The sequence below is a fragment of the Chitinibacter sp. GC72 genome, assembly GCF_009760905.1.
Classification (GTDB): Bacteria; Pseudomonadota; Gammaproteobacteria; order Burkholderiales; family Chitinibacteraceae; genus Chitinibacter.
Genome location: NZ_VIRW01000004.1, coordinates 212377 through 231753, shown reverse-complemented (window position 1 = coordinate 231753; position 19377 = coordinate 212377). Strand labels below are relative to the sequence as shown.

General features: G+C 53.3%; 21 protein-coding genes and 1 tRNA gene. 10 read left to right on the top strand and 12 right to left on the bottom strand.

The window, feature by feature from the left end; genetic code table 11:
• Positions 1-19 precede the first annotated feature (19 nt).
• Both FLS37_RS05990 and FLS37_RS05985 read right to left on the bottom strand, forming a co-directional pair.
• A complete protein-coding gene (locus tag FLS37_RS05990) occupies positions 20-1189 on the bottom strand; it encodes an MFS transporter (protein ID WP_157315042.1) in 1170 nt (389 codons plus the stop codon).
• Between the two features lie 117 nt (positions 1190-1306).
• A complete protein-coding gene (locus FLS37_RS05985; protein ID WP_157315041.1) occupies positions 1307-2611 on the bottom strand; it encodes a hemolysin family protein in 1305 nt (434 codons plus the stop codon).
• A gap of 135 nt (positions 2612-2746) precedes the next feature.
• On the opposite strand from FLS37_RS05985, the gene FLS37_RS05980 reads away from it, so the two are divergent.
• Positions 2747-3166 carry a hypothetical protein gene (locus tag FLS37_RS05980; RefSeq protein ID WP_157315040.1) on the top strand — a complete coding sequence of 140 codons (420 nt, stop codon included), beginning with the start codon at positions 2747-2749 and terminating at the stop codon, positions 3164-3166.
• Positions 3167-3231: 65 nt separating this feature from the next.
• On the opposite strand, the gene FLS37_RS17120 is transcribed toward FLS37_RS05980, so the two are convergent.
• Together FLS37_RS17120 and FLS37_RS05970 are read right to left on the bottom strand one after the other, a co-directional pair.
• A complete protein-coding gene (locus tag FLS37_RS17120; protein ID WP_157315039.1) occupies positions 3232-3441 on the bottom strand; it encodes a cysteine-rich CWC family protein in 210 nt (69 codons plus the stop codon).
• Positions 3431-4039 (bottom strand): purine phosphorylase, encoded by a 609-nt coding sequence (locus FLS37_RS05970; RefSeq protein WP_157315038.1) that lies wholly within the window; start codon positions 4037-4039, stop codon positions 3431-3433. The genes FLS37_RS17120 and FLS37_RS05970 overlap by 11 nt, the downstream gene beginning before the upstream one ends.
• A gap of 249 nt (positions 4040-4288) precedes the next feature.
• Between FLS37_RS05970 and FLS37_RS05965 the strand changes: the two genes are divergently transcribed.
• A complete protein-coding gene (locus FLS37_RS05965) occupies positions 4289-4690 on the top strand; it encodes a hypothetical protein (protein WP_157315037.1) in 402 nt (133 codons plus the stop codon).
• 58 nt (positions 4691-4748) lie between these two features.
• On the opposite strand, the gene FLS37_RS05960 is transcribed toward FLS37_RS05965, so the two are convergent.
• Complete coding sequence (locus FLS37_RS05960) at positions 4749-5030, bottom strand: hypothetical protein (protein WP_157315036.1); 282 nt, start codon at positions 5028-5030, stop codon at positions 4749-4751.
• 97 nt (positions 5031-5127) lie between these two features.
• Positions 5128-6078 carry a 23S rRNA (adenine(1618)-N(6))-methyltransferase RlmF gene (gene rlmF, locus FLS37_RS05955; protein WP_157315035.1) on the bottom strand — a complete coding sequence of 317 codons (951 nt, stop codon included), beginning with the start codon at positions 6076-6078 and terminating at the stop codon, positions 5128-5130.
• A 154-nt stretch (positions 6079-6232) separates the two neighbouring features.
• Here rlmF and FLS37_RS05950 point away from each other — a divergent pair, with 154 nt between their 5' ends.
• From FLS37_RS05950 to FLS37_RS05925, 6 genes are all read left to right on the top strand, one after another.
• Positions 6233-7528 carry a tryptophan--tRNA ligase gene (locus tag FLS37_RS05950; RefSeq protein ID WP_157315034.1) on the top strand — a complete coding sequence of 432 codons (1296 nt, stop codon included), beginning with the start codon at positions 6233-6235 and terminating at the stop codon, positions 7526-7528.
• An 8-nt stretch (positions 7529-7536) separates the two neighbouring features.
• On the top strand, positions 7537-8349 hold the full coding sequence (locus FLS37_RS05945) for an ABC transporter substrate-binding protein (protein ID WP_157315033.1): 813 nt from the start codon (positions 7537-7539) through the stop codon (positions 8347-8349).
• 208 nt (positions 8350-8557) lie between these two features.
• Positions 8558-9121, top strand: coding sequence for an alkyl hydroperoxide reductase subunit C (ahpC, locus tag FLS37_RS05940; protein ID WP_157315032.1), 564 nt, complete (start codon positions 8558-8560; stop codon positions 9119-9121).
• Between the two features lie 197 nt (positions 9122-9318).
• A complete protein-coding gene (ahpF, locus tag FLS37_RS05935; RefSeq protein ID WP_157315031.1) occupies positions 9319-10875 on the top strand; it encodes an alkyl hydroperoxide reductase subunit F in 1557 nt (518 codons plus the stop codon).
• Between the two features lie 313 nt (positions 10876-11188).
• A complete protein-coding gene (locus tag FLS37_RS05930; RefSeq protein WP_157315030.1) occupies positions 11189-12709 on the top strand; it encodes a SulP family inorganic anion transporter in 1521 nt (506 codons plus the stop codon).
• 53 nt (positions 12710-12762) lie between these two features.
• Positions 12763-13275 carry an NUDIX hydrolase gene (locus FLS37_RS05925; protein WP_157315029.1) on the top strand — a complete coding sequence of 171 codons (513 nt, stop codon included), beginning with the start codon at positions 12763-12765 and terminating at the stop codon, positions 13273-13275.
• Between the two features lie 23 nt (positions 13276-13298).
• Here the strand turns inward: FLS37_RS05925 and FLS37_RS05920 are convergent, their stop codons facing one another.
• From FLS37_RS05920 to FLS37_RS05900, 5 genes are all read right to left on the bottom strand, one after another.
• Positions 13299-14627, bottom strand: coding sequence for a chloride channel protein (locus FLS37_RS05920; protein WP_157315028.1), 1329 nt, complete (start codon positions 14625-14627; stop codon positions 13299-13301).
• A gap of 53 nt (positions 14628-14680) precedes the next feature.
• Entirely contained in the window at positions 14681-15418 is a 738-nt protein-coding gene (locus FLS37_RS05915; protein ID WP_157315027.1) for a 4-hydroxy-tetrahydrodipicolinate reductase, read from the bottom strand.
• Between the two features lie 22 nt (positions 15419-15440).
• Positions 15441-15962, bottom strand: a complete 522-nt coding sequence (locus FLS37_RS05910; RefSeq protein WP_157315026.1) for an NUDIX hydrolase — start codon at positions 15960-15962, stop codon at positions 15441-15443.
• 168 nt (positions 15963-16130) lie between these two features.
• A complete protein-coding gene (locus tag FLS37_RS05905; RefSeq protein WP_157315025.1) occupies positions 16131-16613 on the bottom strand; it encodes a MarR family winged helix-turn-helix transcriptional regulator in 483 nt (160 codons plus the stop codon).
• 172 nt (positions 16614-16785) lie between these two features.
• Positions 16786-16861, bottom strand: a tRNA-Thr gene (locus FLS37_RS05900).
• Positions 16862-17118: 257 nt separating this feature from the next.
• On the opposite strand from FLS37_RS05900, the gene FLS37_RS05895 reads away from it, so the two are divergent.
• The gene (locus tag FLS37_RS05895; RefSeq protein ID WP_198314505.1) at positions 17119-17808 is read left to right on the top strand and encodes an SPOR domain-containing protein; all 690 of its coding nucleotides are present in this window, start codon (positions 17119-17121) and stop codon (positions 17806-17808) included.
• A 51-nt stretch (positions 17809-17859) separates the two neighbouring features.
• Positions 17860-18498, top strand: coding sequence for a thiol:disulfide interchange protein DsbA/DsbL (locus FLS37_RS05890; protein ID WP_157315024.1), 639 nt, complete (start codon positions 17860-17862; stop codon positions 18496-18498).
• A 67-nt stretch (positions 18499-18565) separates the two neighbouring features.
• On the opposite strand, the gene FLS37_RS05885 is transcribed toward FLS37_RS05890, so the two are convergent.
• Positions 18566-19354, bottom strand: a complete 789-nt coding sequence (locus FLS37_RS05885; RefSeq protein WP_157315023.1) for a hypothetical protein — start codon at positions 19352-19354, stop codon at positions 18566-18568.
• Positions 19355-19377: the final 23 nt, after the last annotated feature.

The window sequence follows — 19377 nt, the reverse complement described above, 5'->3', positions numbered from 1 at the left end:
CTGTATGGCTATACCCCTATCAAGATATCGAACGTACCTGCCTTGCCATCCAGATTGCCACCAGCCCGGCTGCGCAGCTGAGCAAACCCACCCAACCGTAATGGCTTAGATAACCGCTCGGCTGCTGCGTCAGAATCAACCCGGCCAGCAAAGACGCCGCACCGGAAGCAAAATTCTGGATCGCCGAATTAAACGCCATCAGGCGGCCGCGCAAATGCGGCTGCGTTGCACCGGTCACCAGCGCGGTCGCCGGAATAAAGCGGCCGCTGACAAAAACAAAAAACAGCAATGAAAACAGCAAATGCCAGGCCAACGAGAGCTGCAGCGTCTGCGTTACCAGCACAATCGGTATAAAGCTGAGCACCACCAGCACCGCCACCACATTGGCCAGCGGGTAGCGATCAGCCAGACGGCCGATCAGCGGGCGGCTAATCAGGGTACCAGCGCCACCCACCAGATAGACATACATCAGATCATGCGGCGAAATGCCCACATTGGCGACCATCGTCGGTGCAATGTACGGAATGACCAGAAAACCGGACACCATCAGCATCGCCGTCAGGCCCACCGCCCACCAGTGATTTTTATTCTGCAATAACTCACGGTAATTCTCGACCCAACCGGCATCGCGATTAAACGTCGCTAGGTGCGAGCGCACTGGCGGAATCCAGCACATGATCGCCAATGCCACGGCAACGCACATCAAGGTTAACACCAGAAAAGGCACGCGCCAGCCATAATGCGCCGCCAGCCACAGCCCCAGCGGCACGCCCGCGACCGCCGATAGCGAAAAGCCTAGCATCACCCAGCTCATGGCCTGCCCGCGTCGCTCGGGAGGAATGACATCGCCAACGATGGCCAGACAGATCGAACCGATCACGCCACCAAAAACCCCTGCCAGCACCCGCGCCAGCAGCAAGCTGTAAAACCCGCTCGCCAGACCGCAAGCCAGCGTCGCCAGCATCAGCCCGGCATAGCAGAACAGCAGCGCATGGCGGCGATCAAAACGGTCGGCCTGCGACGAAGCCAGCAGCGCCGATGCCCCCGCAGCCAGCGAATACGCTGACACCAGCAAGCCAAATTGCGCTGCATTGACGTGCATCTCGGCCATCAGATACGAGGCCAGCGGCATCATGATCATAAAGTCGGCAATGGTCGTAAACATCACCAGCATCAGGGTGATCAGCATAGCCATTTCCTGGCGGGGATTTTTCGGCATGACTGCCTCGCTTAAATTCATCAGGGGTATATTCTTGCAGAGTCGATACAAAATAGCTTGTGTAGCAATACACTGGCATGTATCCACTCAAAGTGAATCAGCTTCGCTGGCCTGCCGCGTTACCAGAAGCTGGTCGATTTTGTAATGGTCAATATCGACCACCTCGAATTTGAAACCGGCGTGCAGCACAAAATCGGTGCGCTTAGGCACTTTGCGCAGCATATACATCATGAAACCGGCGATGGTTTCATACTGATCGTCATCGGGAAATGACTCAATCTGGAAGACGCGCTCCAGATCGCCAATCGCCGTCACGCCATCGACCAGCCAGCTATTGGCGTCGCGCTGCACGATCTGTTCTTCATCGAGCGCCACGCTCTGGTCGCCCATCAGCGCGCCGGTAATATCGTTGAGCGTAATCAGGCCAACGACCAGGGCGTATTCATTGATAATCAGCGCAAAATCTTCGCGCGCCGATTTGAATTGCCCCATGATTTCGGCCAGCGACAGCGTTTCGGGCAGGATCAGCGCATTGCGCAGCAAGCCATCGCCGCGCAGCGAAATACTCTCGCCGCGCAAGACATTACACAGAATATCCTGCGCATCCACGTAGCCGATCACCTGATCAATATGGCCCATGCACACCGGAAATTTGGCGTGCGGATTGGCCAGAATCTTGGCCTTGATGCTGTCTTCCGATTCCAGCCTATCGATCCAGACAATGCTCTCGCGCACCGTCATGCTCGATGGCGCAGTGCGCTCCTCCAGCTCGAACACGTTTTCAATCAGCTGCTGCTCCTGCTTGGCCACCACGCCGCTGAGCGCACCTGCGCTGGCCATCGCCAGAATATCGTCGGTGGTAATGTCATTGACACGGGCATTGGGCAAACCCAGTGCTTTCATCGCCTGATTGGCCAAACCGTTAAAAAACCAGACCAGGGGGCGCAGGCACAGCACGCACAGGCGGATGGGGCGCACAATCCTGACTGCCACCGCCTCGGAAACCACCATGCCGATCCGCTTGGGAATCAGATCCGCCAGCAGGATAAATGCCCCCGTAACCAGCAGAAAAGCCGAGGCCGAGCCCAGCGTTTGCGCCAGCTCCGGCGCAAACAGACGCGAGAAAAACCCGGTCAGCGCCGCCGAGTAGACACTTTCACCCAGCACACCGGCCAGAATCGCCACGGCATTCACACCAATCTGCACCGCAGTAAAAAAATGCCCCGGCTGCGCCAGCAAATCAAGTACCAGCGCTGCGCGCTCGTCGCCTTCATCGCGCATCTGCGCCAGCTTCATTTTCCGGCTGGCAGCCAGCGAGATTTCCGAAATCGAGAAAAAAGCGCTGATCAGGATCAGCAATCCGATCAACAGGGAGCTTGTAAGAAGACTCATCGTTCAAATCCTGAGAAGTACAACATCAATCATAGAGCAAAGTGATGATGTTCTTGTGTTCGCCCGCCGCCTCCTGACGCAATACTGCTTGGGCTTTATGGCAGGAGCTGCTACACCAAAAGAGCAGCAAGACCAATGAATCTTGCATTTGAAGATGTGGAGGACAAGATGGGAAATAGCAAAACCAAGGGCCGTATTACCGTTTCTTCGCGCATTGATTTCGTTCGCCTGGCTTCCGAACAAATGAGCGACGCCATTCTGGTGCTGATCTACGATCATGCTGACGAGCGCACCACCAAATCCCGCACCAGTCTGGTCAATTATCTGAACGATATTGGCATGATGACGCTGGCTCAAGCCATCGAGGCCCACAAATCAATTGTAATGTTTGAAAACCCCGACGATGCGATCCGCGCCTGGCAGCAAGTCAGCGACCATAGCCATGCCCTGGGCGCACATTTATTCTGGCAAGGCTTGCAGGATGATGCCGTCCACCACGCCAGCGTGCAAGCGCGCCCGAAAGAGACCAGCCCGCTGGCACACCATCACGCCTAGCAATAAGTAGGTATATCTACCTAAATCAACACCAACAAGCCCTACAACAATATACCCCCTCAGCATCAACAGTCCTGATGGTCTGTTGATGCGGGCATCTCCCCGCTGTCCTGCAGCCTCGCAGTCAGGCAAGTCGGGCACAGGCAGCGGGCGTCCGCTGAAGGAATCGGCATTACCGGCGGCAAGGCCATGCACCAGCAGGGCGCGTCCATGTCGTCAGCACCACACTCAAACGCTGCGCCGCACGACGCGCAAATCAAGGCCTTAGCGGACATCGGGCTGCGCCGCCAGATGCTGGATCATCTGTGTTAACGCCTGCGTTAATTGCCGGATCGAGCCGGTAAAGTCCCACTCGTCATCACCGACACGCACCACATTGGAAATGGCGCGCAATTGCAAAAAGCGTTGCTGCTCGGCCAGACACACGCGGAAAAATGCAGCACCTTCCATATTTTCAATATCAACGTCCTGCTGCGAAACAAAGGGCGCCATCGCGGCATTGAGCGAATTGCTGCGTGCCACGGCAAAAGGCGGATGAGCCGGAATATAGGGGCAATGCCAGTCACGCTGCCGGTCAAAATCCATCTCCAGAGCCAGATCGGCCAGGTGGGTAAACCCTTGCGGAGTAAAAAACCCCAGATCCGCCTCGCGCTCACGACCCACCAGTACCACCTCGCCAATCTGCAGCGACGAGCCAGGGTACACCCCGGCGATACCCGCCATAATCAGCCAGTCAGGCCGGTGCTGGGCAATAATCTGGCTGGTGCGGTAGGCCGCACTGCTTAAACCGACGCCACAAAATTCAACGATCACCTCCGGATGGCTAAAGAACTGCGCCTCGGTAAGGGTGGGAAAAACAACGACGATTTTCATTTTTCTACAGACCAAATTGAACGGGCAGAACCCGCTTGTTGATAATTGTTCTTGCACGAAAACAACACACCAAGTCATGTATTGAGCAATTTTCAATACATCATGATTTCCAAATACATTGATGGATCTTCACCCTCCAGCCCCCAAGGTGATTTAAATGGATGTCAGGCCGCATTAAACGAATTTTTTGAACACTTTGGGCTAGCCTATTCGGCCCTGGACGTTGATCGCGTCGCGGCGACATTTGTCATGCCATTCACCACCAATGTGCAGGGCGATATTACGCACTGGTCGGAATTTGAGCCATTGCGGCATACCACAGCGGTGCTGTTTGACTGGTATTACCAGCAAGGATTTCGCAGCGCGCATTACCGGGTTGTCGAGCAAGTGATGGTCGGGCGTGATCACGCCACAGTTGAGCTATGCTGGCATGTCGCCCGTGCTGACCAGCATTTCTGGGTTCATCATACGGGCTATCAATTGCGCTGGGTGAATGAAGAATGGAAGATTTGCGGCATCATGCAAATCACCGAACCGGAGCAAACCCATCTGGTGGGTGAAGATGAGGAAATCTGGACGCCGCTGGCGCTGGCTGAAGCGGCATTGGCTCACGCCATTCAAAGGCCGGGCAGCCCATTAACAACCGAGTAATGCCACTGGGTATATCTATACAAATCCTATTCTAATTGGATTGCATAGCTATACCCTTCTACTTTCCTGTCAAGGCGCTGAGGATTTGCTCGGGTGTTTCATTGCTGAGCAAGATTTCCCGCAGACGATTGAACGCCGCTGCGGCTTCTTCCGGGTATTTGCCAAACGAGGTCAGATTGCTGTGCTTCCAGCCTGCGGCATGCATCACCTGATTACGGAATTTTGGCCCGTCCAGTTTGCCCTCTGCCATTTGCAGCAGAGCACGCTCAATCAGCACATGCGGAAAAGGATCGCGGGCGATGGTACTAAAATGCTGGGGCAAGACTTCATTGAACTGCATGATGGCACCTGAACAGACAAAATAAGGTATCTGTATCTAAGGCCATAATGCGCGATATTGCCAGCCCTAAAGTCGTTACGCTGGCACATCCGCACGGCTAAAAACGCCAGGCCACGAGACGGCTGACTTTTTGTCCTTGTGCCATCGACTCGGTTTTCACTGCACGGGCATTCAGGCGCTTCAAGGCGCGATAGATGCCCGGCAGATTTTCGCTTTTTGACACCAGCGTGCTAAACCAGCCCACTTGCGCGGCAAACTGCGCGCTTTCTTCTATCATGCGGGCGATAAAGCGCGCTTCTCCACCCTCGCACCACAATTCATTGTGCTGACCGGCAAAATTAAGCCGGGGTGATTTTTGCCCTGCTTCGCCAGCAGTGCTCAGACCCAAATTACGCAGCTTGCGGTTGGAGCCTGCTGCCGCCTCGGCCGCCGAGGCGTGAAACGGCGGATTGCACAGCGTGAAATCAAAATAATCATCAGGCCGAATAATGCCTGTAAAGATCTGCGTAGCACGGGTTTGCCGCCGTGTTTCCAGCGCACCCACCAGCGCGGGATTGGCCGCAAAAATCTGCTCGGCATTACTCAGAGAAACGGGGTCGACATCCGAGCCGACAAAGCGCCAGCCATAGCTTGCCCGCCCCAGCAGCGGATAAATGGCATTGGCCCCCACGCCAATATCGAGCCCACGCACTGCATCGCCACGCGGAATCTGGCCGCCACTCCCAGCCAATAAATCAGCTAGGGTATGTATGTAATCAGCACGCCCGGGAATGGGTGGACACAAATACCCCTCCGGCGTATCCCAATGCGTAATGCCGTAAAAATGCGCCAGCAAAGCCCGATTCAGCGCTTTGACCGCCTGCGGGTCAGCAAAATCGATACTGTCATCGCCATAGGCGTTGGTCGCCACATACGCCGCCAGCGCGCCACTGGCGGCAATCAGCGCCGCAAAGTCATAGCGCCCCTGATGCAGGTTACGCGGATGCAAGCGGCTTTTTTGCGCTGGGCGGGATGAAGACTGGGCTGGTTTGGTAGCAGAACGGGGCATAGGCGGGCACAAGGCAAACAATCTGAAACAGGCAGCCAGCCTAACAGAATTTAGCTTGAAAACCAGCGCAATCTTGTGCCAAAACACACACATCGGGCGCCGACGCTGCTAGACTTGTCCGCTATTTCGCTTTACTCGCTTCAGGGATATAAAAATGAGCAGCACGCGTGTTTTAACCGGGATTACGACTTCAGGCACACCACATCTGGGCAATTACGTTGGCGCAATTCGCCCCGCCATTGTGGCCAGCCAATCGCAAGAGACCGACTGCTTCTTTTTTATGGCCGACTACCATGCGCTGATCAAATGCGACGATCCGGCACGCATCGAGCGCTCTCGGCTGGAGATCGCCGCAACCTGGCTCGCAGCGGGTCTCGACCCCGAGCGCGTCACTTTCTATCGCCAGTCGGACGTTCCTGAAGTCACCGAGCTGAACTGGCTGCTGACCTGCGTGACGGCTAAAGGCCAGATGAATCGCGCGCACGCTTACAAAGCCAGCACAGACATCAACGAAGCCGCCGGTGAAGACCCCGATCATGGCGTCACGATGGGCCTGTTTTGCTACCCGATTCTGATGGCCGCCGACATTCTGCTGTTTAACCCGCACAAAGTACCGGTGGGACGTGATCAGATCCAGCATATCGAAATGGCGCGTGACGTTGCCGCCCGTTTCAACCATATGTTTGGCGCGGGCAAAGAGCTGTTTATTTTGCCCGAAGCACATATCGAAGAACACGTTGCCACCTTGCCGGGGCTCGATGGCCGCAAAATGAGCAAATCATATGACAATACAATTCCGCTATTTGAAGGCGGCAGCAAGGCGCTGAAAGATGCGATTGCCAAGATCGTCACCAACAGCCTGCTGCCGGGCGAACCGAAAGATCCGGAATGCCATCTGGTGACCATCTATGAGGCGTTTGCGACAGCCGAGCAGGCAGCAAAATTTAAAACCGATCTGATCGCCGGTCTGGGCTGGGGCGACGCGAAAAAACAATTGCTTGAACTGATCGAAAGCCAGATTGGCCCGATGCGCGAGCGCTACGCCGAGCTGATGGCACACCCGGAGCGCATTGAAGAGTTGCTACAGATTGGCGCAGCCAAAGCACGCGCAGTGGCGGCGCCGCTACTCAAGGAAGTGCGCGAAGCGGTTGGCCTGCGCCGCATGAACGCAATTTCGCAAGCAAAAGAAAAAGCGGTGAAAGTCGCACTGCCGATGTTCAAGCAATTCCGCCTCGCTGACGGCCAGTTCTATTTCAATTTCAGCGATGCCACGGGTCGTTTGCTGCTGGAAAGCCAGGGCTTTGCTTCGGGCAAAGATGCCGGGCAATGGGTGGGCAAGCTGAAAAAAGAAGGCATCGCGGCACTGGATGCCGATGCGCCGGTCAAACTGGCCGATGGCATTGTGACAGATGATGTTGCTGTGGCACTGGACGCGCTAAGCGCCGTCTAAGTTACAACATGCCCGTCCTGTCCGGCGTCACTACGACTGATGCCGCAGAACGGGCGATGGACATATCCAGCGAGGGATTGATGCGGGCACTGTTAGCAAGCCTTGGATTCTTACTCGCCAGCGGCGCGATGTCGGCGCCGCTGTTTCGCGTCGCGGTGGGTGAACACAAGCCACCGTATATTCTGCAGGATACGCATTCCGGCGTGGAGTATGAGCTGATTGTCACCGCACTCCAACGCGCCGGATTCCAGCTCGACGTCCAGCACATGCCCAACAAGCGCTCGCAAGGCCTGCTGGCTGTCGGCAAGCTGGACGCCACCATCGCAGCAACCGGCGCCATTGCATCCGAGCCCTATATTGTCTACCAGAATATGGCAGTGACTTTGTGCAAGGACAATGTCCGGCTGCAGCAAATCAGCGATCTGACGCGCTACAATATTGCCGCCTTTCACAATGCCAGCCAATTGCTGGGTGCGGACTTTGCCCGCATCAACACTGATAATCAGCGCTATCGCGAAGTCAGCCCGCAATACCTGCTCAACCGCATGCTCTGGGCCGGGCATATTCAGGTCGCCATCAGCGACATCAATATTTTCAAGCACTTCAACCGTGAAGTAGACCCGAAAAACAGCCGCGCCTTGTGTCCATTTGCCCTTTTTCCGCCCACCCAATACCGGCTGATTTTTCGCGAGGCCAGCGCGCGAGACCGCTTTAATCTGGCGCTGCGCGAGCTGCGCAACAATGGCTTTTACGAATTGCTGGCGCAGAAATACCAGCTATCGTCCGGCATGCAGCACCCCTATTTCAAACCAATTGACTGAAGTGGCGTAGCAAGCTTCAAGCCTGTAACAGGGTATAGCCTTAAAACCCAAACAGTCATTTCATTTCAGCCATATACCCATACTAAAAACTCAATCAATTGTTTTTAGCTAACGGATCAATTAAAACATACAATTTTATCTATCAGATCATCCTCTCTATGATCGCTCCTGTCTCTTTTAACAACTCTCCTCAACAAGGAACGACAACATGGCGATCATCAATACCGTAATCAAACCTTTCAAAGCCACTGCTTACCAGAACGGCCAATTTATCCCGGTGAGCGACGAATCGGTCAAAGGCAAATGGTCGGTGGTTTTCTTCTACCCTGCTGACTTTACGTTTGTTTGCCCAACTGAATTGGGTGACTTGGCAGATGTGTATGGCGAATTCCAAAAAATCGGTGTTGAAGTTTACTCAGTTTCAACTGACACGCACTTCACGCACAAAGCTTGGCACGATGCATCTGAAACGATTGCCAAAATCCAGTACCCAATGATTGGCGACCCAACTGGTACGATCACCCGCAATTTTGACGTGATGATCGAAGAAGAGGGTCTGGCATTGCGAGGTACTTTCGTGATCAACCCAGAAGGCGAGATCAAAGTGGCTGAAATTCACGACTTAGGTATTGGCCGTGATGCGAAAGAGTTGTTGCGCAAAGTACAAGCTGCGCAACACATCGCCAACAATCCAGGCGAAGTATGCCCAGCTAAATGGACACCAGGCGAAGCGACGCTGAAGCCATCACTGGATCTGGTCGGCAAAATCTAAGCTGATTGCATTTCACTCGGCTCGGGGGCCGCAAGGCCTCCCCTCTATGCCGCTACGGCGGCATGGATTTTAGTGATCAGCCCAAGCCTTCACCCAAATACATAGCCAGGTATCCCCCTGAAGAACAATCCACAAGATACCTTCAGACACATACCCCTCGCGTTGGCTAATCAGTAAAATTCTGTTGGAGTACACCTATGCTTGATGCACAAATCAAAGCCCAGCTATCGGCTTACCTTGAAAAACTGCAACACCCGATTGAATTAATCGCCTCGCTCGACGACAGCAGCGCGGCAGCAGAAATTCGCACTTTGCTTGGCGAAATTGCCGCGCTAAACAATAAAATTAGCGTGCGTTTTGATGGTAATAATGATCGTAAACCTTCATTTGCGATTGCCCGCGTCGGCGAGGCGCCGCGTGTAAGCTTTGCCGGTATTCCATTGGGGCACGAATTTACTTCTTTGGTGCTCGGCCTGCTACAAACCGGCGGCCATCCACCCCGCGTCGACGACGCGACGATTGCGACAATCAAGGCACTGAAAGGTACATTTGAATTCACAACATTCGTCTCGCTGTCCTGCCATAACTGCCCAGATGTAGTGCAGGCACTCAATTTGCTATCGGTGCTAAACCCGAATATTCGTCATGAAATGGTTGATGGCGCACTATTCCAAGCGGAAGTGACCGAGCGGCAAATCATGGCGGTGCCAACGATTTTGCTCAACGGCCAGCCGTTTGGTCAGGGCCGGATGACGTTGGAAGAAATCATCGCCAAAATCGACACTGGCAGCACCGAGCGTCAAAGCGAAGAAATCAACGCTAAAGCGCCATTTGATGTATTGATCGTTGGCGGCGGCCCCGCTGGCTCGGCCGCGGCAGTCTATGCCGCACGCAAAGGCATTCGCATCGGCGTGGTGGCTGAACGTTTTGGCGGCCAGGTGCTCGACACGATGGGCATTGAGAACTTTATTTCGGTTAAAGAAACCGAAGGCCCTAAACTCGCCGCAGCGCTTGAGAGCCATGTGCGTGAGTACGATGTTGATATTATGAATCTGCAACGCGCCAACAAGCTGGTGGCCGATGACGCCAGCCAGCTGATTGAAGTGCAACTAGCCAGCGGCGCGACGCTAAAAAGCCGCAGCGTGATAATTTCAACCGGTGCCCGCTGGCGCGAAATGAATGTGCCGGGCGAGCAGGAGTATCGCGGTCGTGGCGTGGCCTATTGCCCGCATTGCGATGGCCCGCTGTTTAAAGGCAAGCGCGTGGCGGTCATCGGCGGCGGCAATTCCGGCGTGGAAGCAGCGATTGATCTGGCCGGCATTGTGCAGCATGTGACCTTGCTGGAGTTTGGCGATGCCTTGCGTGCCGATGCGGTGCTGCAAAACAAATTACGCAGCTTGGCCAATGTCACCATCATCACCCATGCACAAACCACCGCCGTACTCGGCGACGGGCAAAAAGTGAATGGTTTGGCGTATACCGACCGCGTCAGTGGCGCCGCGCAGCAAGTTGAGCTGGAAGGCATTTTTGTCCAGATCGGTTTGTTGCCCAATACCGACTGGCTCAAAGGCACGCTGGATTTGAGCCCGCGCGGTGAAATTGAGGTCGACAGCCACGGCCGCACGTCTATGCCCGGCGTGTTTGCCGCAGGAGACGCGACGACGACACCGTTCAAGCAAATCATTATTGCGATGGGCGAAGGTGCAAAAGCGTCGCTCAGTGCGTTTGATTTCCTAATCCGCAGCGGACAATGAATTGTCCTTGGCAAAAAAGCCCGCTGTCCTATGCGGGCTTTTTTGCTGCCCCCATCCAAGAAAGAGGCTTCGCACAAACGATAATCAGCCACTGATTTTTGAACCACTCCCGTGCTAAAATTTTGCTTTGATGTCAATCAGCTTCGGCCAGCCCCTTGTCGTTTCCCTCTAGCAATCCTTCTGCTGTCGGTCACCCCCTCAGGTTTCGATCCTGAGTCGTTTTTATTGCCACTAAAATTTAACCAATGTCTACAATCACAGACCATCTCGGTCCTGTGGGCAGCGGTATCCCATTTTCCCAAAGGAGTTATTTGTGCTTACACTCAACCCCGCTAATCTCAAGACCAATATATTGAGCGGCCTGACTGTATCACTAGCTTTGGTACCTGAGGCTATTGCTTTTGCCCTTGTGGCACACGTGAGCCCACTAACAGGCTTGTATGCAGCATTTATTGTCTGCCTGATCACTGCAGCATTCGGCGGCCGCCCCGGCATGATTTCTGGTGCAACCGGCGCTTTGGCAGTGGTAATGGTGAGTCTGGTGACGCAACACGGTGTAGAGTATCTTTTTGCCACCGTTGTGTTGATGGGGGTTTTGCAACTTATTTTTGCGGCCTTCAAGCTTGGTAAATTCATCCGCATGGTGCCACATTCGGTGATGCTAGGTTTTGTAAATGGCTTGGCAATTGTGGTTTTTATGGCGCAATTCGGGCACTTTAAAATCCTAAACGCGGATGGTTTGCCGGGCTGGATAAGTGGCTCAGCGCTATATATGATGCTGGGGCTGATCGGGTTGACGATGGCGATCATTTATCTGCTACCCAAATTAACGACGGCCATTCCTTCAACATTGGCCGCAATTCTGATTGTTTCCGGCATGGTCGCAGGCTTTGGCATTGATAGCAAAACTGTCGGGGACATGGGCTCGATTGCAGGTGGCTTGCCGCAGTTTCATCTGCCACAAGTGCCACTGAACTTTGATACCTTTTATGTCATTTTCCCCTACGCACTGATTCTGGCGGCGATTGGTTTGATTGAAACTTTGCTGACCCTCAATCTGATCGACGAGATCACCGACACACGTGGTAAACCGAACCGCGAAAGCATGGCGCAGGGCTTGGCTAACGTTGTTGCCGGTTTTTTTGCAACGATGGGTGGCTGCGCGATGATTGGTCAGAGCATGATCAATATAAATAACGGCGCTCGCCATCGAATTTCAGGCATTGCTGCTGCCGTGTTCTTGCTGGCTTTTATCCTGTTTCTGTCGACATGGATCGAGATGATTCCGCTTGCTGCGCTGATTGGCGTAATGTTCGTGGTTTGCCAAAAAACCTTTGAATGGGGCAGTTTGCAGGCTCTGCACAGAATCCCGCGTCAGGACGCAATTATTGTGATTGGTGTAACGGTAATTACCGTGTTGACTGATTTGGCGATTGCGGTATTGACCGGCGTGGTGTTCGCAGCGCTGGTTTTTGCCTGGCAACATGCCAAGCAGATTGAAGTGAGCATCAGCGAAGATACGCAGGGCTGGAAAGTCTATACGCTCAAAGGTTCGCTTTTTTTTGCTTCGACAGCTAATTTTGCTGCGCTTTTTGATCCAAAAAATGACCCGCAACATGTGGTGATTGAGTTTCGCAATGCCAAGGTGGTCGACCATTCGGCGATAGAAGCAATTGATTCGCTGGCAGTGCGCTATAGCCAAGCGGGCAAAACGCTGCATCTACGCCACCTTAGCCCTGATTGTCTGGAGGTATTAGAAAAAGCCAAACACATGGTCGAAGTGAATGAATTTGAAGATCCGCACTATCATATTGCGGATAACAAATTGAATTAATCCGTTGTATCAGCCAGCTCAAATCGGCTGGCTTTCCACTGGAAAATCAAGCCTTGGAACTCCTGACTACGCTCATTCACCCCGGCGTCACCGCCATTGATGGCCGCATCGCCAATCGCCGCGCCGTACGGGCGATAATCCGCGATGGCGATGACATTTTGCTGCTCTACACTCGCCGCTATGACGATTACAGTTTGCCCGGTGGTGGCGTGGATGAAGGGGAAGATTTGGCCGCAGCCTTGCGACGCGAGCTGCAGGAGGAAACTGGTGCACAAGATATTCAAATCCTTAGCGAATATGGTTATCTCGATGAATATCGTCCCAGTCTAAAGCCGGATCACGATGTGTTGTTCATGCGCTCTTATATTTACGTGTGCCAGATTGCCCACGAGCTGGGCAAGACCAAAATGGAGCACTACGAAATTAAAAATGGTATGAATGCAAGATGGGTCAATCTGGAGCTAGCGATTGCGCACAATGAGCAAATCATCGCCACCCAATCTAGCAGTATGGGAATGTCGATTCTACGCGAAACCTGGCTATTAAAGCGGCAGAAAGATCAATAATTTAATCGGTGTTGCACACCGGTTTATTTCGCTTTCAACTCCAGCGCAACAAGTGCCCTGTTAGCCAGCTCGTGATATAGATTTGCACCAAACCGACGGGCGACCATGGATGCAATCATGGTGGCAACCAGTAAAGAAATCACCATTGAATGACCGTCAGTCATTTCCATAAGAATAATTGCGGCGGTAATTGGCGCACGCGTCACTGCGGCCAGCATAGCCGCCATGCCAATGGCCATCAGTTTTGCCGTAACTGGCGCAGCAAAAAAGCCCGAAAACCAGCTGCCAACACCTGCCCCCATGGCCAGCGATGGCGCAAAAATGCCACCGGGCAAACCCGTTAGAAAGGTGGTGAGCAAACCAATAAACTTAAGCGGCAGAAAATACCAAGGCAAGGCCTGCTGGCTTTCAATGGCAGCTCGGGTCACCTCGGCACCGCTGCCATGGATTGGTGCCAGCATCCCCAGCGCGGCAATCAGTAATCCGCAACAGGCAATAAAACGATAAGGCCTGGCTTTTTGCCAGAGCTGAAGTGGCAACGGTAGCCAACGCCGGGTATTGAGACATAGCCAGGCAAAGCTGCCACCGATCAAGCCGCACAACAGGCTGATTGCAGTCACGGGGAGCAGCTCGATCACCGCAAACGCTGGCGCATGGATTCGACCAAAGTAAACGTAATCTCCCTCAATCGCCAGCGACACAATGCCAGCCAGAATCACTGCGCCGAGTAATTTGCCCGAGGTTTTTTCTTCGACCGAGCGCGCCATTTCCTCGAAAGCAAAAACAATTCCGGCCAACGGGGTATTAAATGCGGCGGCAATCCCGGCTGCGCCGCCCACCAGAATGAGCTGTCGCCGCACTTCGGCAGTATTGTCCGACATTAGATCACGCAGTGAATACATAATACTGGCGCCAATTTGCACGGTCGGCCCTTCACGCCCCAAGACAAAGCCGCTGGCCAGCCCCAACACAATCCCTACAGCTTTGAATGCCGCAATTTTCAAAGACAACAGACGTCTGGTGACAAACAGCTGATCCGGTACCTGTAGTGCAGCTTTTGCCTGTGGAATTCCACTGCCCTGCGCTCCAGGTCCATGCAAATTCATCAGCCAGTAAATCAGTACGCCACCGCCCGGCCCCAACACCAGGGGCGACCACCACCAGCGTGCTTGCGCCCAGCTAAAAAAGCCCGATGCCCATTCGGCGATAGTGGCCAACGCCACGGCAGCAATACCGACCAGAATAGCACCAAACCAGAACAGCAATTGGGTCTTGGTTTTCAGCGGAACACCCAAAATCCTGACCCGGATTGCATTAACAATGGACAGCAATGATGTTGACTGAAGGCTCACGTCTTTCTGCCGGATATGTGTCGTGCGAAGTGTTAAAACCGGGATAGCAACGCTTAGCTTACATCAAGCAAATTTGACATCACTTCCTGGCGCATCAGGTTTGCGAATTCATACATGCCGGGTGGCTGCTTGGCCATCAGCGACAGAGCATAAATTGCCCCCGTGCCAAATGCTTCTCGGCTGATCGAGTCATGAATAAATCTGACCGTTTGATAGGGAAAACCAAACACCACCTGGTGATGACCAACAATTCCCCCTAAGCGTAAGGAGGTGACATCTCCCACATTTAGCTCATGCGCCAGTTTTTTGGCAGTACCCGATATGTCTTTTTTCTCTTTGAAGTGCTCTTCAAGCACCGCAATATCAACATGCGGCGCAATTTTCTGCAGGGCTTTAGCGGCAATCATTAGAAAATTAATCCCAACCGTAATATTGGGGCTGCACATCACCACGATTTGATCGGCCAGACTGCGGGCAAAAGCAAGCTGCGCTTCATGATGATTCGAGTTGGCGGATAGGATATGGATACCGGCAGCGGCTGCTGCGCGGCCATAGAGCATGATATTGTCAGGGGAAGAGAAATCGATCACATAATCAACAGGGTGATTATTGAATAAAATCTCAAAGTCGGAAGTACTCCTGATAGTCAGGACCGGATAGGACTCTGTATATACCAGGTTCTCATTATTGCGATGCGCCACCCATTTCAGGCTGATGGCATCATCTGCATTTAAAACGCGCGCAACTGCTTTACCTGCCCGCCCGTAACCAATCAAACCTACATTTTTCATATTATTACCCTTGCCAGTTGAATTAGCTCTGCATGGATGTGCGGATAAACTTCAGCAGCCAGGTTTCCCGCTGAATTGAAATCCCCATCTGTGACGGAGCTTGTGCCAGCATGGCCTCGTTATGCGCAATTGCCTCGTCCAGCTTGATCCAAACCGGTTTAACACCATTGTCTATTTCACTGTTTTGCAATGAAAGTGCCGCAAAATTCTCCTTCACCGCGCAGCGATAGCAATAGGAGCGCAGAAATACCACATCGAATTTTGCTCGCGGACTCGGTCGGTATTCGTCCAGATAGCCAATGTACTCCTCGATCACAATATCGCTAGCGCCCACTTCTTCACGCAGCTCTCTACGCAATGCGCTGATGACGTCCTCCCCTTTTTCCACGCCGCCACCCGGCAGACTGTAATCATGGTGTTTAGCGGTATACATCAGCAAAATCTCATCCTTGCGGACAATAATCGCCCGCGCAGCGCGGCGATTCATAATGCGGCGGTCAATGCTCTGGATCGCGGAATGAATAATCGTCGTGAGTTTTTTCATATGTATCGAGCGTGCTATCCAAAGGATTGAGTCGGCACATCGTGGCACGGCTAAATCTTGTTTTCTTCACTCGATCATGCTGGTAAATCACGCTCAGTGGCAAATTATTACATTTGTACAAATGTATTTGGTGGTTAAATTGTCACAATGAGTGGCAAAAACGAAGAATTAATGATCAGAAAGGGGGTTGCTCTCGCCTGCATCGAGTTCGAGCTGGCTCATGGTGTCCAGCAAAGAGGATAGCGACTCGTGAAGCCTAGCCAAAGCAGGCGCGGGTAGCCGCCCCAGCGCATCAGGCAGCAAGCCTTTGACCGGATGTGGAGCTAGACTTAGTTTGTCCGCCCCGTATTGGGTGGGATATAGGCGCACGGAACGTGCGTCCTGACTAGATCTTTTGCGCTCGACCAAACCCGAGCTGACCAACTTTTCAACCAGATTGCTGGTGGTCGATTGGTGCAATGACATGGCCTTGGCCAGTACAGACAGCGTTAAACCTGGCTGGGCATCAATCTCCGACAAAGCCCACAGCTGTGCGCCACTAATTCCCAGCTCGTGCTCGACCGACTGGAAATGTTTGCGCACAGATCTGAAAACAATCCGGAACTGCTTGAGCACTTCAACATCCAGGGAGTTGGGCTGTTCGATATTCATCGGGGGAAACCTGCATCTGCGCACCATTCAAAACGAAGTGCATTATGCGCTTGCGGGGATGAGTTTGTGCAGAAGATGGACTGAATATTTGCTTGGCAACAGACTGCGCATCACCGGATGCAGCGCCAACGAAAAAAGGGTTCCAGCTAAAAAGCTGGAACCCTTATATTCTTGGTGCCGACGGCAGGAATCGAACTCGCGACCCCCTGATTACAAGTCAGGTGCTCTACCAACTGAGCTACATCGGCTAAGAGCTGCGCATTCTACCAGAGAAATAATTATGCGCAAGCCCCTGCTGCAACTTTTCTGCAAAAAAGCAGTCTGATTTGTTTTTCAAATCCAGTGCCGTAATGTTCTGCTACCTAGCCCACTTCCTATCTGACGTTAAAAAACCTCGCAGTCATGCAAACCGTTGTCAACAGTACTGGTTCAACTGGACAAGGCTGACAAGCGGGGTAGAATCACGGCTCAAGCAGTTTTCCAAGGTTCGCGCACCGGAGAAAGTATGAGCCGCGACATGAAGTCAAGCCGCCCTAGCGGTCGTTCAAATCATTCAAGCAGTACAAAATCAGGGAGTGGTTCTTTGTGGACCGGCCTGCTCGTTGGCTTGTTTGTCGGCATTGCGATTGCTGTTGCCGTTGCCATTTTCCTTAATTACAGCGGCAATCCGTTTAATAAAGAGCGCGCCACCCCAGCCGAGATGCTGGCCAGCGGCCCGGAAACCGCCACCAGCGCGCCAGAAATACTGCAGCCGGGCAATGGCAAAGATGCCGTTCCGGTCATCACCGTGCCACCGGTAGCCAGCAAACCGGATGCGGCCAACGCCAGCGAAGATCGCTTTGATTTTTACAAAATGCTGCCTGAAGCAAGCGAAGGCACCAACACAACAGCCAAAGAACCCGTCGCCAGCCCGCGCCCCAAGCCAAGCGCATCGGCAGCCCCCGCTGCCAGCGCGGCGCCTGCCAAACCGGGCCTGTTGCAAGTGGGCGCATTCCAGAATGAAAATGATGCCGACAATCTGAAAGCCAAACTAGCATTGCTAGGGATTGAATCGCGTATTCAAACTACCGAGTTGCCGGAAAAAGGCATCTGGCATCGCGTCCGCGTTGGCCCTTTTCACGAACAAGCCGATCTGGATCGCACCCGCAATCTGTTAAAAAACAATGGTATTGATAGTACGGTGATCAAAAACTGAGTTTTTGCTCACTCCCTGCACGTTTGTGTTCAAGCCTAACCGGAGCCGATAATGTTGAAACACTGGATTAAAACTATTGTTGTAAGTGCCACCCTGCTCGCGGCTGCGGGCGCCCAAGCCTTTACCGAAGGCAAGGAATACAAGGCGCTGGCCAAGCCACAGCCTGTGGCTGTCGCAGGCAAGCAGGAAGTGATCGAATTTTTCTGGTATGGCTGCCCGCATTGCTTCGCGGTTGAACCTGTAGTTGAAGCCTGGGAAGCCAAGCTGCCAAAGAACGTCAACTTCCGCCGTGTGCATGTGATGTGGGATGGCCGCAATGATCTGGAAGGCCATGCCCGCATTTTCCTGGCGCTGGAAGGCATGGGTCTGACCAGAAAACACCAGATGGCGGTCTTCAAAGCCATCCAGCAAGATCGCATCGAGCTGCGTAAAGAAGACGTACTGTTTGACTGGGTGAAAAAACAGGGGCTGGATCTGGCCAAATTCAAAGCCAACTACAGCGGTTTTTCGACAAAAATGCAGTTGAACAAACTATCGGAAATGACGCGCAATTACGCAGTTGATGGTGTACCGATGTTTATCGTCAACGGCAAATGGGTAACCAGCCCGTCGATGGTGGGTCGTGAAGATGGCACCATTACCAAGGTCATCGACAGCCTGCTGAGCAAAAATGCTGGCGCGAAAAAATAAGCAGTGCAAACTTGCTGCACTCAAAGCCACCGCTAGCGGTGGCTTTTTTACGCCTTTAATCCTCGGTTCAAACTTCGCGGTAAAGCTTCTTATCGGCCGATTTCATTTTTTCATATTCGCTGCGCAAGATGCAGACCAGCTCGTTTTCGCCAATGCCGCGCACCGAGATTTCGCGGGTGATGATGTGGTCGGTGAAAAAACTGGTGGTTCTGTCGTCTTCCAGATCAAAACCCCGCCGGTTAAAAGCAAAACCGATTCCGGGCAGCTTTTGCAGGCGCGCCGCCATATTGACGCAAGAGCCCACGTAATCGTTGCCCTCGCCCACCGAATAGACTGTGCCACGCGCCACGCCGCAGCGTAGGCGGCTTGGCGGCTCGGCAACGCGGGATTTCAAGGTAGGCAGAAACTCCTGCTGATACTTTTTGCAGATACTCCAGGTGCTGGCAATCACATTGCGCATCGCCGCCTGCGATAGCCCCTTGCTGGACCAGATCACCAGCAAGCCATCACCCATGAATTTAGTGAAGAACGGCAAGGGACACCAGAGCGCCACGCCTTCGTCTTCGTCTTTCTGCTTCATTTCATTGCGTAGCTCGGCCATCAGCCAGCTAAGAAACGGATGCAAAAAGCTGGGCACCGACAAATGCGGGTCAATCTGATTGCAAAACTGGGTAAAACCTTCCAGATCAAACACCGCAGCAATCGCATCGACGGCTTTGGATTCGCGCGTCAGATCACCCAGCCCCAGCATCGACGCATTAAAGCGGTCAAAGGTTTGGTGACGGAGCAATTTGCGACGCTGCCCGTCAATTTCGACCCGGACATAATCGGTACTACGCGGCTTGAAAGTGGGCATGATTGCGCTGCAAGTGGTCTTGG

Excerpts from the sequence above, each read along its gene's own strand:
- FLS37_RS17120 (WP_157315039.1), bottom strand. The coding sequence starts at position 3,441 with ATGTCCGCTAAGGCCTTGATTTGCGCGTCGTGCGGCGCAGCGTTTGAG.
- rlmF (WP_157315035.1), bottom strand. The coding sequence starts at position 6,078 with ATGCCCCGTTCTGCTACCAAACCAGCCCAGTCTTCATCCCGCCCAGCG.
- FLS37_RS05985 (WP_157315041.1), bottom strand. The coding sequence starts at position 2,611 with ATGAGTCTTCTTACAAGCTCCCTGTTGATCGGATTGCTGATCCTGATC.
- FLS37_RS05910 (WP_157315026.1), bottom strand. The coding sequence starts at position 15,962 with ATGAAAAAACTCACGACGATTATTCATTCCGCGATCCAGAGCATTGAC.
- FLS37_RS05965 (WP_157315037.1), top strand. The coding sequence starts at position 4,289 with ATGCCATTCACCACCAATGTGCAGGGCGATATTACGCACTGGTCGGAA.
- FLS37_RS05945 (WP_157315033.1), top strand. The coding sequence starts at position 7,537 with ATGCCCGTCCTGTCCGGCGTCACTACGACTGATGCCGCAGAACGGGCG.
- FLS37_RS05885 (WP_157315023.1), bottom strand. The coding sequence starts at position 19,354 with ATGCCCACTTTCAAGCCGCGTAGTACCGATTATGTCCGGGTCGAAATT.
- ahpF (WP_157315031.1), top strand. The coding sequence starts at position 9,319 with ATGCTTGATGCACAAATCAAAGCCCAGCTATCGGCTTACCTTGAAAAA.
- FLS37_RS05905 (WP_157315025.1), bottom strand. The coding sequence starts at position 16,613 with ATGAATATCGAACAGCCCAACTCCCTGGATGTTGAAGTGCTCAAGCAG.
- ahpC (WP_157315032.1), top strand. The coding sequence starts at position 8,558 with ATGGCGATCATCAATACCGTAATCAAACCTTTCAAAGCCACTGCTTAC.
- FLS37_RS05980 (WP_157315040.1), top strand. The coding sequence starts at position 2,747 with ATGAATCTTGCATTTGAAGATGTGGAGGACAAGATGGGAAATAGCAAA.
- FLS37_RS05950 (WP_157315034.1), top strand. The coding sequence starts at position 6,233 with ATGAGCAGCACGCGTGTTTTAACCGGGATTACGACTTCAGGCACACCA.
- FLS37_RS05915 (WP_157315027.1), bottom strand. The coding sequence starts at position 15,418 with ATGAAAAATGTAGGTTTGATTGGTTACGGGCGGGCAGGTAAAGCAGTT.
- FLS37_RS05970 (WP_157315038.1), bottom strand. The coding sequence starts at position 4,039 with ATGAAAATCGTCGTTGTTTTTCCCACCCTTACCGAGGCGCAGTTCTTT.
- FLS37_RS05890 (WP_157315024.1), top strand. The coding sequence starts at position 17,860 with ATGTTGAAACACTGGATTAAAACTATTGTTGTAAGTGCCACCCTGCTC.
- FLS37_RS05990 (WP_157315042.1), bottom strand. The coding sequence starts at position 1,189 with ATGCTGATCACCCTGATGCTGGTGATGTTTACGACCATTGCCGACTTT.
- FLS37_RS05960 (WP_157315036.1), bottom strand. The coding sequence starts at position 5,030 with ATGCAGTTCAATGAAGTCTTGCCCCAGCATTTTAGTACCATCGCCCGC.
- FLS37_RS05895 (WP_198314505.1), top strand. The coding sequence starts at position 17,119 with ATGAGCCGCGACATGAAGTCAAGCCGCCCTAGCGGTCGTTCAAATCAT.